Origin of the sequence: Amycolatopsis nivea (assembly GCF_004522235.1) — a bacterium.
In the GTDB taxonomy this organism is placed as follows: Bacteria; Actinomycetota; Actinomycetes; order Mycobacteriales; family Pseudonocardiaceae; genus Amycolatopsis; species Amycolatopsis nivea.
In genome coordinates, this window is sequence record NZ_SDLT01000005.1 from 123,758 (window position 1) to 136,041 (window position 12,284).

The 12,284-nt window shown below is 69.0% G+C and carries 11 protein-coding genes; 8 read left to right on the plus strand and 3 right to left on the minus strand.

Annotated elements, in window-relative coordinates:
* Positions 1-10 precede the first annotated feature (10 nt).
* Positions 11-784, plus strand: coding sequence for a cyclase family protein (locus EIZ44_RS07920; RefSeq protein WP_037817183.1), 774 nt, complete (start codon positions 11-13; stop codon positions 782-784).
* A gap of 57 nt (positions 785-841) precedes the next feature.
* Here the strand turns inward: EIZ44_RS07920 and EIZ44_RS07925 are convergent, their stop codons facing one another.
* Positions 842-1,876, minus strand: a complete 1,035-nt coding sequence (locus EIZ44_RS07925) for a ketoacyl-ACP synthase III family protein (RefSeq protein WP_134728122.1) — start codon at positions 1,874-1,876, stop codon at positions 842-844.
* A 151-nt stretch (positions 1,877-2,027) separates the two neighbouring features.
* Between EIZ44_RS07925 and EIZ44_RS07930 the strand changes: the two genes are divergently transcribed.
* From EIZ44_RS07930 to EIZ44_RS07960, 7 genes are all read left to right on the plus strand, one after another.
* A complete protein-coding gene (locus EIZ44_RS07930; RefSeq protein ID WP_134728123.1) occupies positions 2,028-3,023 on the plus strand; it encodes an acyltransferase domain-containing protein in 996 nt (331 codons plus the stop codon).
* A gap of 329 nt (positions 3,024-3,352) precedes the next feature.
* Positions 3,353-3,625: a hypothetical protein gene (locus tag EIZ44_RS07935; RefSeq protein WP_037817176.1), complete on the plus strand. Its 273-nt coding sequence runs from the start codon at positions 3,353-3,355 to the stop codon at positions 3,623-3,625.
* Between the two features lie 162 nt (positions 3,626-3,787).
* Positions 3,788-4,378 (plus strand): DUF8817 family protein, encoded by a 591-nt coding sequence (locus tag EIZ44_RS07940; protein WP_134728124.1) that lies wholly within the window; start codon positions 3,788-3,790, stop codon positions 4,376-4,378.
* Positions 4,379-4,453: 75 nt separating this feature from the next.
* A complete protein-coding gene (locus EIZ44_RS07945; RefSeq protein WP_037817171.1) occupies positions 4,454-4,795 on the plus strand; it encodes a PadR family transcriptional regulator in 342 nt (113 codons plus the stop codon).
* Positions 4,785-5,168 (plus strand): DUF1048 domain-containing protein, encoded by a 384-nt coding sequence (locus EIZ44_RS07950; RefSeq protein WP_043832829.1) that lies wholly within the window; start codon positions 4,785-4,787, stop codon positions 5,166-5,168. Before EIZ44_RS07945 ends, EIZ44_RS07950 begins: the two co-directional genes overlap by 11 nt.
* A complete protein-coding gene (locus EIZ44_RS07955) occupies positions 5,165-5,935 on the plus strand; it encodes an ABC transporter ATP-binding protein (RefSeq protein ID WP_134728125.1) in 771 nt (256 codons plus the stop codon). The genes EIZ44_RS07950 and EIZ44_RS07955 overlap by 4 nt, the downstream gene beginning before the upstream one ends.
* Positions 5,932-6,693 (plus strand): ABC transporter permease, encoded by a 762-nt coding sequence (locus tag EIZ44_RS07960; protein WP_134728126.1) that lies wholly within the window; start codon positions 5,932-5,934, stop codon positions 6,691-6,693. Before EIZ44_RS07955 ends, EIZ44_RS07960 begins: the two co-directional genes overlap by 4 nt.
* Before the next feature lie 182 nt (positions 6,694-6,875).
* Here EIZ44_RS07960 and EIZ44_RS07965 read toward each other — a convergent pair whose 3' ends face one another.
* Both EIZ44_RS07965 and ald read right to left on the minus strand, forming a co-directional pair.
* A complete protein-coding gene (locus EIZ44_RS07965) occupies positions 6,876-10,592 on the minus strand; it encodes an ABC transporter ATP-binding protein (protein WP_167754049.1) in 3,717 nt (1,238 codons plus the stop codon).
* Between the two features lie 549 nt (positions 10,593-11,141).
* Positions 11,142-12,257, minus strand: coding sequence for an alanine dehydrogenase (gene ald / locus EIZ44_RS07970; protein ID WP_037817164.1), 1,116 nt, complete (start codon positions 12,255-12,257; stop codon positions 11,142-11,144).
* Positions 12,258-12,284: the final 27 nt, after the last annotated feature.

Genomic DNA, 12,284 nt, shown 5'->3' on the forward strand with positions numbered 1-12,284 from the left:
GAGAACTCCGTTGCAGCTGATTGACCTGTCCTCCCCGATCGATCCGGAAGGCTGGGAGCCCGAGCCGCTGTCGCTGGTCACCATGTCGGCCCAGGACGGGGCCAAGCACCTGGTGTCGGAAATGCGCGAGCACTTCGGCATGGATCTCGACCCGGAAGTGCTGCGGGACGCCGAATTCCTCACCAACGACACGGTGTCGCTGACCACCCACACCGGCACGCACATCGACGCGCCGGCGCACTACGGCGACGCCACGTCGTACGGTTCGGCGCCGCGCACGATCGACCAGATGCCGGTCGACTGGTTCCACCGTCCCGCCGTGGTCCTGGACTTCACCGGCCGCGCGCCGGGTGTCATCACCGCGGACGACGTGCGGGCCGAACTGTCCCGAGTGGACTATCAGCCGAAGGAACTGGACATCGTCCTGCTCCACACCGGAGCCGACCAGCACGCGGGCACGCCGAAGTACTTCACCGAGTTCGTCGGCCTCGACCAGTCCGGGCTGGACCTGCTGCTGGACTTCGGGGTCCGCGTGATCGGCACGGACGCGTTCAGTCTCGACGCGCCGTTCACGCACATCATCGAGACCTACCAGCGGACCGGCGACAAGTCGGTACTGTGGCCGGCGCACATGCGCGGCCGCGACCGGGAGTACTGCCAGATCGAACGCCTGGCGAACCTGGCCGAACTGCCGCGGGCGCACGGTTTCACGCTGTCGTGCTTCCCGGTGAAACTGGCCGGCGCCGGCGCCGGATGGGCTCGCGCGGTCGCTATCGTCGAGTAGCTTCCGCACGAGAAAAGGCCCCGCGACTCCTCCTCTCGCGGGGCCTTTCCTTGTGCCTTAGTCAGCCCATTCGGGTTTCTCCAGCAGTTCGATTACCGCGCTGCTCCAGGAGAATCCCGCGCCGACGCCCATCAACAGGCAGGTCTGTCCCGGCTGCAAGCCACCGGTGCGCACGAGGTTTTCCAGGCTGACGATGTGGTCGCCCGCACCGAGGTGGCCGATCTTGCTGTCGAAGTCCCACGTGGTTCGTTCGAGGGGAACGTCCATGTGCCGCAGGTAGTTCGACACCAGCCGTCGCCGCCCGAAGTGCGGCAGCACAAGACGGTCCACATCGGACAGTTCCAGTTCGGCGTCGCTCAGTGCGCGTTTCAACGCTTCGCGCTGCCCGTCGAGAATGGCCGCGAGGGTCTGTGACATTCCGGCCTCGGACACGTATGATCGTTTGTGCGCGTCCAGGTCGACCAGCTGCCGATTGCTCATCTCGACCTCGCCGAACGCCGCCCCCGCACGGTGCATGCCTTCCAGCTCCGGCCCGCTCACCACCGCCAGGCTGCGCAACCGCGCGAATCCGCTCACGCGGGACAGCACCATCGCCGTCCCGCCGTCGGCGTACGCCGTGCCCGGATCGCTGTGCCAGCGGTCGAAATCCGGACCGTCAAAGCGATCCGCCGCGGTGATCAACGCTGCCTGTCGCGCCGGGTCCGCCAGAAGGTAACTGGCCGCGAGGTCGAGCGCTGCCATGCCGCCGTTGGAAACCTGCCGCACCTCGATCGCCGGACAGGTCCCGCCGACCGCTGCCCGCTGCACGTACGCGGCGGGCGACCACAAGTCGTAGCCCTGATGGAACAACGTCGCGTGCAGCAGCACCGCGATGTCGCCGCGCGCCACCCCCGATCGCGCCAAGGCGACTCGCGCGGCCCGAGCCGCCATCTCCGGCGGCGCGATCCCTTCGGGCGCGACGAGGACCGATTCCATCTCGCTTTTGCGCGCCGTCTCGGCCGAGCATTGCCCGCTCCGCACCGCTTCGGCGGTCGTCGTCGCCGGTGGCAGCCAGCTTCCGAGCCCGGCGAGGTACAGCCCGTCGAATCTCATGCCGCCACCCTTCCCGCGGGCTCTCGACAGCCTGTGGGAACGGACTCGACCTGGCGGTCCAGCAGGGGTCGAGCAGCCGTCGACCGCCGTGCCGCACGATCCGGTTTGTTTCCGGTGCCACCGGGGTTTCGGGCGGAAGGAGTTTCGGGTGATGACCGAGGTCGCACTGCTGTTCCCGGGCCAAGGCTCGCAGCACGTCCGGATGGCCGCCGGCCTGTACGGGCACGACGACGTCTTCACCGACGCGGTGGACGAAGTCTTCGCCGCGCTGGGCCCCGACGGCCCCGCCATCCGGGCCGACTGGCTGACCGACTCGCCTGCTGTTCCCCTCGACCACGTCACCCGTTCGCAAATCCTGCTGTTCACCGTCGGCCATGCCCTGGGCCGGATGATCCTTTCCTGGGGCGTGCAACCGGCCGCCTTGCTGGGTCACAGCGTCGGCGAGGTAGCCGCCGCGACTCTTGCCGGGGTCTTCGAAGTCCCCGCCGCCGCCGAGCTGATGTGGCAGCGGGTGAAGGAACTGGCGTCCGCTCCCGCGGGCGGAATGCTCGCCGTAGCCGCGACCGTCGAGGACGTCGCGCCGGTCCTGACCGATGACGTCGTGATCGGCGCGATCAACGCACCCCGCCAGCTGATTCTCTCCGGCCCGGAAGCGCCCTTGGCGGACGCGGCGGAGAAGCTGCGCGCCGATGGGCGAATGTGTCTCCCGGTCCCCGCGACGTCCGCCTTCCACAGCCCGTCCTTGGCCGAAGCCGCCGCCCGATGCCTCCCGTCCGTCGCGGCCGCGCAGCCCTCGCCGCCGAAGATCCCGATGGTGTCGGGCTATACCGGCCGCGTGCTCACCGATGCGGAGGCGACGGACCCTGCTTACTGGGCCTCCCACCCCGTAGAACCGGTGCGGTTCTGGCCCGCCGTCGGCACGCTGCTGGGGCCGGAGTCGCCGCTCCCTGTTGAGGGACGACGGGTGCTGGTGGAGACGGGACCGTCGCAGTTGCTGGCCAAGGCGGCGCGCCTCCATCCGACGGTGCGGGCGAAGGAGGCTTCGGTGCTGGCGATGCTGCCCGCGCGAGCTGGCGGCCCGGACGCGGACCTTGCTGCGGTGGCGGCTTGCCGAGAGGCGCTGGAGGCGGCGGGGAGCTGCGGGTGATGGTGGCCGTCGAGCGAAGCGGAGGGCTGCGGATCGCGTGACGGTGCCGCTCCGCCCCCGCCCGTGATCGCCCTCGGCGGGGCCAGCCCCTTCGTCGGCCCCGGCCACAGTTCGCCGGATGAGCTGCAGCGGGTTTGCGGGCGGCTGGGCAGTCGGTCTCGCACGGCTGCACCACTCACCTGGGCGATACGGTGCAAGGACGTCCGCCCGTGTTACGGCTCAGTTGAGATCTGCGTAGCGACTCGTTCACTGACCGGTGTTGTGCTGTCGAAAGGCTGCGGCCTCACCCGGCCGCAGCGATTTCCGAGGCGCGAGGCGGTGGTGACGCGATGTGGCTGGTCGAATGTCCGTCGTTCTGGGACCAGGGTTTGATCCGCCCGCTTGTCACCGAACACGGCAAAGTCGTGCTGATGTGCGACTCCTGCACCGCGGTGTGGCGAACCCCGTCCGGCATTGAAGAGTTCGAGCACGTCGAACCGGAAGCGCCGGAGTGGTCCATCGGCTCGGACACGCACGTCCGCCCCGGGACGACCCGCTGGGCTGAGCTCGCCGACGTCACCTCCGCCGGTTGGGGCGACCTCCGCTGGCGCGAACTGCCCTGAAGCTGGGCAGCTGCACGGATTTCCCGCGGCGGCCAGGCTGCCGAGACCACCGCGCGCGCGGATCACTCGCCGCTGAAAGCGCGACCCTGCCGGACACGTCCGCTGTTCGCATGAGCAAATAGCTCCGTGTCGTTTCGGCGGATCCGGGCTTAGGTTCGGGCAGTGGCGAACGAATTGACCATTCCGCTCCTGCCCTGTCCGTCCATCGACGAGATCGCGTCGTTCTACGAGATGCTCGGCTTCGAGATCACCTATCGGCAGACGCGGCCGAACCCGCACGTCGCGCTGCGGCGGGAAGACATCAATCTGCACTTCTTCGGCATGGACGGCTACGACCCGGCCCAGTCGTACAGCACGTGCCTGGTCATCGTCCCGGACATCGGCGAGCTGTTCGAGTCCTTCGCGGCGGGAATGCGTTCCGTGCACGGAAAACTGCTCGTCTCCGGCATCCCGCGGATGACCCGGCCGCGGCTGCGCAACGACCGGTACACCGGGTTCACCGTCGTCGATCCGGGCGGCAATTGGATCCGGATCCACAAGGCGGGCAAAGAACCCGAAGCGCGGACGAAGCTTGCGAAAGCCTTGGAAAACGCCGCGCGGCAGGCGGATGCGCGCGGCGACGCTCGCCAGGGCCTGAAGATCCTGGAAGGCGCGTTGAAGCGAGCGACCGGCGACGAACCGGAGTTCGAGGCGGTGCGGGAGTACCGCGACGAGCTGGTCGAACGGATCAAGGGGGCGGAGCCAAGCGGTTGAGCCCCTCCCCGCCGCCGCTAGTCAGTGTTACTATCTACTGGTACTCAGCAACACTGACTAGCTGAAGGGCGTTCGATGGGCAAGCAGGCGACGGAGATGCTCAAGGGGACCTTGGAGGGCATCGTCCTCGCGATTCTTGCCGGGCGGCCCGCTTACGGGTACGAGATCACCTCGTGGCTGCGCGAGCGGGGATTCACCGATATCGCCGAGGGCACCGTTTACGCGCTGCTCGTGCGGATCGAGCAGCGCGGGCTCGTCGACGTCGAGAAAGTGCCGTCCGAGAAAGGACCGCCGCGCAAGGTTTACACGCTGAACGCTCCGGGGCGGGCGAGCCTCGACGAGTTCTGGCGGAACTGGCGGTTTCTCTCGGACCGGCTCGAACAGCTGCGCAAGGAGGGGATCGATCATGGGGAATGACGGAAAAAGCAGGTATCTGCACTATCTGGAAGTGGTCACCGGTCCGCTGGAGGACAAGAAGCGGTACCGGCGGTACAAGGCGCGCGTCGAGGAGCTGCCGCCGGACTACCGGGCGGCGATCAAGGCGTTGCACCGGTATTTGCAGTACTTCGGGCCGGGGACGGCGGAAAGTCATCTGCGGATGCTGGACGATCTCATCGACCTGTTCGAGCAGAGCGTGGCGAACGGGACGACGGTCCGGGGCATTGTCGGTGACGAGCCGGTCGAGTTCGCGGAGGAGTTTCTCCGGAGTTATCCCGAGGGGAACTGGATTTCCCGCGAACGGACGCGGCTGACCGAATCCATCGACCGCGCGGTGGGCGGTGCGGTATGACGGCGCCGGCGATACGAGTGCGGGGGTTGCGAAAGGCTTACGGCAAGCTGGAAGTGTTGCGCGGCGTCGATTTCGAGGTGGCGCGCGGCAGTATTTTCGCGCTGCTCGGGTCGAACGGCGCGGGCAAGACGACGGTCGTGCGGATTCTGTCGACCTTGCTCGAGGCGGACGCGGGGGAGGCGGAGGTCAACGGGTTCGCGGTGGCGAGCCAGGGCGACGATGTCCGCGAGTCGATCAGTCTTACCGGGCAGTTCGCGGCCGTCGACGAAATCCTTACTGGGCGCGAGAATCTGGTTCTGGTGGCGAAGCTGCGGCACCTCAAGAACGCGGGCGAGATCGCGGACGGGTTGTTGCGGAGATTCGCGCTGACTGAGGCCGGGTCGCGCAAGGTGTCGACGTACTCCGGTGGCATGCGCCGTCGTCTGGACATCGCGATGAGCCTGATCGGGGACCCGCAGGTGATCTTTTTGGACGAGCCGACGACGGGACTCGATCCGCAGGCGCGCAACGACGTCTGGCGCGCGGTCGAAGAACTCGCGGAGCAGGGCGCGACGGTGCTGCTCACCACGCAATACCTGGAAGAGGCCGAACACCTCGCCGACCGGATCGCGATCCTGCACGAGGGGCAGGTGCTCGTGAACGGCACGCTGGAAGAGCTCAAGCGGCTGCTTCCGCCGGCGAAGGTCGAGTACGTCGAGAAACAGCCGACGCTGGAAGACGTCTTCTTTTCCCTGGTCGGCACCGGAAACAAGGGGGACGGGCAATGAGCGGCCACTTCGTCGCCGACAGCTCAGTCCTGTTAGGACGGTCGCTGCGGCACATCACCCGCAGCCTGGACACGATCATCACGACGACGATCACACCGATCGCGATGCTGCTGCTCTTCACCTACGTCCTCGGCGGCGCGATCAACGCCGGCTCGGAGTCGTACGTGACCTACCTGCTGCCCGGCATCCTCCTGATCACCATCGCCTCCGGGATCGCCTACACCGCGTTCCGGCTTTTCCTGGACCTGAAGGGCGGCATCTTCGAACGCTTCCAGTCCATGCCGATCGCGCGCTCGGCGGTGCTGTGGGCGCACGTGCTCACCTCGGTGATCGCGAACCTGATCTCGGTCGTCGTCGTGGTGCTCGTGGCGTTCGCGATGGGATTCCGCACCAGCGCGGGACCACTGGCATGGCTCGCGGTGCTCGGCATCCTGGTGCTGTTCACCCTGGCCCTGACCTGGATCGCGGTGATCCCCGGCCTGACCGCCAAATCCGCGGACGGCGCGAGCGCGTTCTCGTACCCGCTCATCTTCCTGCCGTTCGTCAGCTCGGCCTTCGTACCAACCGCCACCATGCCCGGCCCGGTGCGCGCGTTCGCCGAACACCAGCCGGTGACGTCGATCGTCAACACGATCCGCGACCTGTTCGCGGAGCGCCCGGTCGGCGGCGGGATCTGGATCGCGCTGGCGTGGTGTGTGGGGATCTTGGTGGTGGCGTATTTCTTCGCCAACGTGATTTATCGGCGCAAGATTTCCTGACCGCGGATGCGCGTGGGGTCTCGACGGGCGCGGCGCCGCGGAGGTACGTGAGGGGACCCCTGAGGGAATCAGATTCCCTCAGGGGTCCCCTCACGGCCAGCTCGGTCGTTGCGGACGGGCGAGCTGCGGCGATGCGCGGCACCGGCCACCCGAGCGAGCCTCAGTGACCTATCGCCGCTGACTCATCCCAAAGCCCACAGTCGCGCGTAGTGGCCGTCGGCGGCGACCAGTTCGGGGTGGGTGCCCTGTTCGACGATGCGGCCGTGGTCGAGCACCACGATCCGGTCGGCCTTCGCGGCGGTTGCCAGGCGGTGCGCGACTACGAAGGTGGTGCGGCGACGGGCCAGGTGTTCGGTGGCGCGGAGGACCGTGGCTTCGGTGGCTGGGTCCAGGGCGGCGGTGGCTTCGTCCAGCAGGAGCACGTCCGGGTTGACCAGTTCGGCTCGGGCCAGTGCGACGAGTTGCCGCTGTCCGGCGGACAGGGAGCGGCCACGTTCTCCTACTGGTTGCCGGAAACCGGCGGGGAGGGCGGCTACTCCGTCCAGCGCGCCGACTGCTCGTACGGCGGCCTCGACTTCCGCGTCGGTGGCTTCGGGGCGGCCGTATCGCACGTTGTCCGCGACGGTGCCGGAGAACAGGTGTGCTTCCTGCGGCACGACGCCCATCCGGGCGCGCAGTGCGGGCAGGTCGTATTCGCGGACGTCGACGCCGTCGATCAACACCGCGCCGCCGGTGGCGTCGTAGTAGCGCGCGACGAGCTTCACCGCGGTGGACTTGCCCGCGCCGGTCGCGCCGACCAGTGCGACGGTTTCGCCTGCTGCGACGTCCAGCGTCAGGTTCTCCAGCGCGGGCTTTTCCGCGCCGGTGTAGGAGAAATCGAGGTCCTTGAACCGCACTTCGCCGGACAGGTGTGCGGGCAGTTCGACCGGGTTCTCGGCAGGCGGCACCGACGTCGGCGTGCGCAGCAGGTCGCCGATGCGGCTCAGGCCGACGCGGGCCTGCTGGTAGCCGTCGAACACCGACGACAGTTGCTGGATCGGCGAGAAGAATTGCTGCAGGTACAGCAAGAATCCGAGCAGCACACCGGCTTCGAGCGTGCCGCCAGCGACGCGGTGGGCGCCGACTACCAGCACCGTGGTGGTCGCCAGATCCGACATCAGCGAAACGAGCGGGAAGTACGTCGCGATGTACCGCTGCGCGCGCAGCCGCGACCGGCGGTAGTCGTCACTGCGCGAGGCGAACACCTCCGCCGAACGCTCTTCGCGCGTGTACGCCTGGGCGACGCGCAGACCGCTGACGTTCTCCTGCATGTCCGCGTTGACGACGCTCACCTTCTCGCGCGCCTCGCTGTACGCACGCGAGGCGACCCGCCGGAAGATCAGCGTGGCTACGAGCAGGATCGGCAGCATGGCCAGCGCGTAAACGGCCAGCGCGGCATCGGTGACCAGCAGCGCGACCGTGATGCCCACCAAGGTGAGCGCGCTGACGACCGCGGTGGCGAGGCCGGTTTGCAGGAACGTGGACAACGCGTCGACGTCCGTGGTCATCCGGGTCATGATCTTCCCGGACAGCTCGCGCTCGTAGTAGTCCAGCCCGAGCCGTTGCAGGTGTGCGTAGCTCCGCACGCGCAGCGAGTAGAGCACCGTCTCGCCGACGCGGGCGGTGAGCCGGGTTTGCCAGCGCACCACGAACCAGTCGGCTGCCACCACGAGCGCGCCGATCCCGGCCAGCAGCCACACGACGCTCGCCACGCCGGGCAGGACGCCGTGGTCGACCCCGCGTTGATACAGCGCGGGCAGTGCGAGCGAGGCCAGCGCGTCGGCCGCGACCAGCCCGATCACGCCGATGAGCGGCCACCGCACCGGACGCAGGATCCGGGACAGCTTGAAGCCGGGATCCGGGGCCGTGACGTCCACATCGGACAGTCGCGGCCGGTCGGTGGCCGGAGGCAGCCTGCGGACGCCTTCCAGCAGCTCGGGGGTCGGCGGCACGTCGGCGCCGCCGCTGCCCGCGAATCCGGTGCCGCCGCCGGGCACGCCGCCGCGGGCCTGCGCGGCCTCGGCGAGAGCGTCGACCTCGTCGCGCTCGTCCTCCGGCCACAGCACTGCCGTGGTGCCGTCCGAGCCTGGCTCGAGGTTGTCGCAGCGGTGCGGTTTTTCAACGTCGTCGCCCGGCCCGGCGACCAGTTCGCGGAACAGCGCGCACCGCGCCAGCAACTCCTCCTCGGTGCCGACGTCGACCACCCGGCCCTGATCCATCACCGCGATCCGGTCCGCCAGCTGCAGCGTTGACCGGCGATGTGCGATGAGCAACGTGGTGCGTTCGGCGGTGACCGCGCGCAGCGTGTCGTGGATCGCGGCTTCGGTGACGGTGTCGATCGCCGACGTCGCGTCGTCCAGGATCAGCACTCGCGGGTCAGTGAGCAGAGCGCGCGCGAGACCGAGCCGTTGCCGCTGCCCGCCGGACAGGGTGAGCCCGCGCTCGCCCACCTCGGTGGCATAGCCGTCCGGCAGCGCGCGGATGAACTCGTCCGCCTCCGCCGCGCGGGCGGCCGCGAAGACCTCCTCGTCGCTCGCGTCCGGGCGGCCGTACGCGATGTTGTCCCGCACCGAGGTGGAGAACAGGAACGCTTCCTCGAAGACCACGCCGATCGCCTGCCGCAGATCCTTCAACGGCACGTCGCGCACATCCAGCCCGCCGACCCGCACCGAACCGGAGTGCACGTCGTAAAACCGGGGCAGCAGCATGGAAATCGTGGACTTGCCGGACCCCGCCGTGCCCACCAGCGCGAGCGTTTCGCCGGGCCGCGCTTCGAGCGTGAGCCCGTCGAGCACCGGGTCGCTGCGGGTGTAGCCGAACTTCACGTCGTTCAGCTCGACGCCCAGCGTGCCGGGCGGCAACGGCCGCGCGTCGGGGCTGTCGGCGACCTCCGGCTGCGCGTCGATCAGCTCGTACACCCGCTCCGCGCCAGCCCGCGTGAGCTGCGCTTGCACCACCAGCCCGGACAGGAACCGCGCCGGGCCGATCAACGCCGCGAGATACGTGGCGAACGCGAGGAACGTGCCGAGACTGATCTGCCCGTTCAACGCCAGCACGCCGCCGATCGCCAGCACCGCGACCTGACCCGCGGCAGGCAGTGCCGACGTGGTCGCTGTCGGCAACGCGGACAGCTTCGCCGCGCGCAACCGCTCCGCGAACAGCTTCCGTGCCGTGCGCTCCAGCCGCGCGACCTCGCGTGCCTCCTGCCCGAAACCCTTCACCACGCGCACGCCGGTGACGGTCTCCTCGACGTGCTGCGCGACATCCGCCGCGCGCTGCTGCGCCGACCAGGTCGCCGGGAACAACCGCCGCCTGCTCAACGCCACGACGATCCCGACCGCGGGCGCGACCACCAGCGCGATGAGCGTGAGCAGCGGCGACATCCACAACATCGCGCCCAGCGACAGCACCGCGAAAATCACCGACCCCGCCGACAGCGGAACCTGCATCAGCAACCCGGTGACCAGCTGCAGATCCGAAATCGCGCGCGACACCACTTGCCCGGTGCGCAACGCGTCCTGCTTCCCGCCGTCCAGCCGCGAGACCGCGCCGAACACCCGGTTCCGCAGATCGTGCTGCACGTCCAGCGCCAGCCGCCCGCCCACGTACCGGCGCAGGAACGCCGACCCGAACGCGACGACCTGCAACGCCACCAGCCCCACCGCGAGCCCGGCCAGCTGCGCCGTATGCCCGGCCACCGCGTCGTCCACCGCCGACCGCACCAGCAACGGACTCGCCGCCTGCACCCCGACGCTCAGCACCGCCGCCGTCATCGCGAGCACGACAACGCCGCGGTGCTCCCAGCAGGCAGTGGACAACCGGCGCACCCAGCCGACCGGTCGGGGCGCCGTCTCAACGATCGGACGGTCTTGACGCGCAGGCGTCGCAGTGGTGGTCACATCACAAGGTTAGGGAGCGGCACCGACAATTTATTCCCGAGCAAGCCGCCGGCCCGGACCAAACGGGCACAACCGACGCTCCGCCGGACAGAGGTGACGAACGGCACGCCAGCGGGTTCCGCCGGACCCTGGAAGCCCTGCGGAGCAGGGAAACCCTGGTCCGGGCGGCACAGGTGAAAGGTTGAACGTTCACCTGGTCACGGGGAAGAACCCCGGCCAAATCCACCCCCGAACGAGCGCTCCCGCCCAATGTTCTTTAAGCTAGTACCCGGCGACCCGCTCCCAGTGACCCCCAGGCTGGTTGAGCGGGTCGCCCCTTCTTCCCTTCCTCTGCTCGCGCCTGGCGGCGCTTCGCCCAGGAAGGGGCGTCGTATTACCCGGGGGGCCGAGCCCCCCGGACCCCCACGGTGCGTTCGGTGGCGGTTGGGTGGGGGGTTGGGTGGAACAAAAAAGCGTTGGGGCATAACAAAGCGGCGAGGGCTTTGGCCCTCGCCGCTTTGTCGTGGCTGGTTACGCTAGTGCGGTTTCCACGGGGGTGTGGGGGAGGCCGTGGGCGGTGGCTACCGGGGCGTTCGTCAGGGCGCCTGCGTGGGTGTTCAGGCCAAGGGCCAGGGCCGGGTCGGCGGAGAGGGCGGCCTTCCAGCCCTTGTCTGCCAGCTGCACGGCGTAGGGGAGGGTGACGTTGGTCAGGCCGTAGGTGCTCGTGCGCGGGACCGCGCCTGGCATGTTCGCCACGCAGTAGAAGACCGAGTTGTGGACCGTGTAGGTCGGGTCGTCGTGCGTGGTCGGGCGCGAGTCGGCGAAGCAGCCGCCCTGGTCGATGGCGATGTCCACCAGGACGCTGCCCGGCTTCATGCGGGAGACCAGGTCGTTGGAGACCAGCTTCGGGGCCTTCGCGCCCGGGACCAGGACCGCGCCGATGACCATGTCCGCTTCCAGGACCGACTCTTCCACCGACAGGCGGTTCGAGGTGACGGTGCGGATGCGGCCGCCGAAGTCGTTGTCGATCTGGCGGAGACGGTCGACGTTCGTGTCCAGGATCTCCACGTCGGAACCGAGGCCAAGGGCGACCCGAGCGGCGTTCAGACCCGCCACGCCGCCGCCGATGACGACCACGCGCGCCGGGTGCACGCCGGGGATGCCGCCGGGCAGGACGCCGCGGCCGCCGCTCGGCTTCATCAGGGCGTAGGCGCCGACCTGCGGGGCCAGCCGGCCCGCGACCTCGGACATCGGGGCCAGCAGCGGCAGCGCGCCGTTCGGCTTCTGCACCGTCTCGTAAGCGATCGCGGTGGTGCCCGCGGCCAGCAGCGCGTCGGTCAGCGGACGGTCCGCGGCGATGTGCAGGTAGGTGAACAGCACCAGATCCTTGCGCAGGCGCGGGTACTCCTCGGCGATCGGCTCCTTGACCTTCAGCACGAGCTCGCCCTCGGCCCACGTCTCGTCCGCGGTGGCGAGCACCTTCGCGCCCGCGGCGACGTACTCCTCGTCCGTGATGGACGACCCGGTCCCGGCACCCGTCTCGACGAAGACGTCGTGCCCGCGACCGACCAGTTCGTGCACGCCTGCCGGGGTCAACGCGACCCGGTACTCGTGCTTCTTGATCTCACGGGGAACGGCGATGCGCACTGTCCTGCCTCCTGGCGGCGGTTCTGT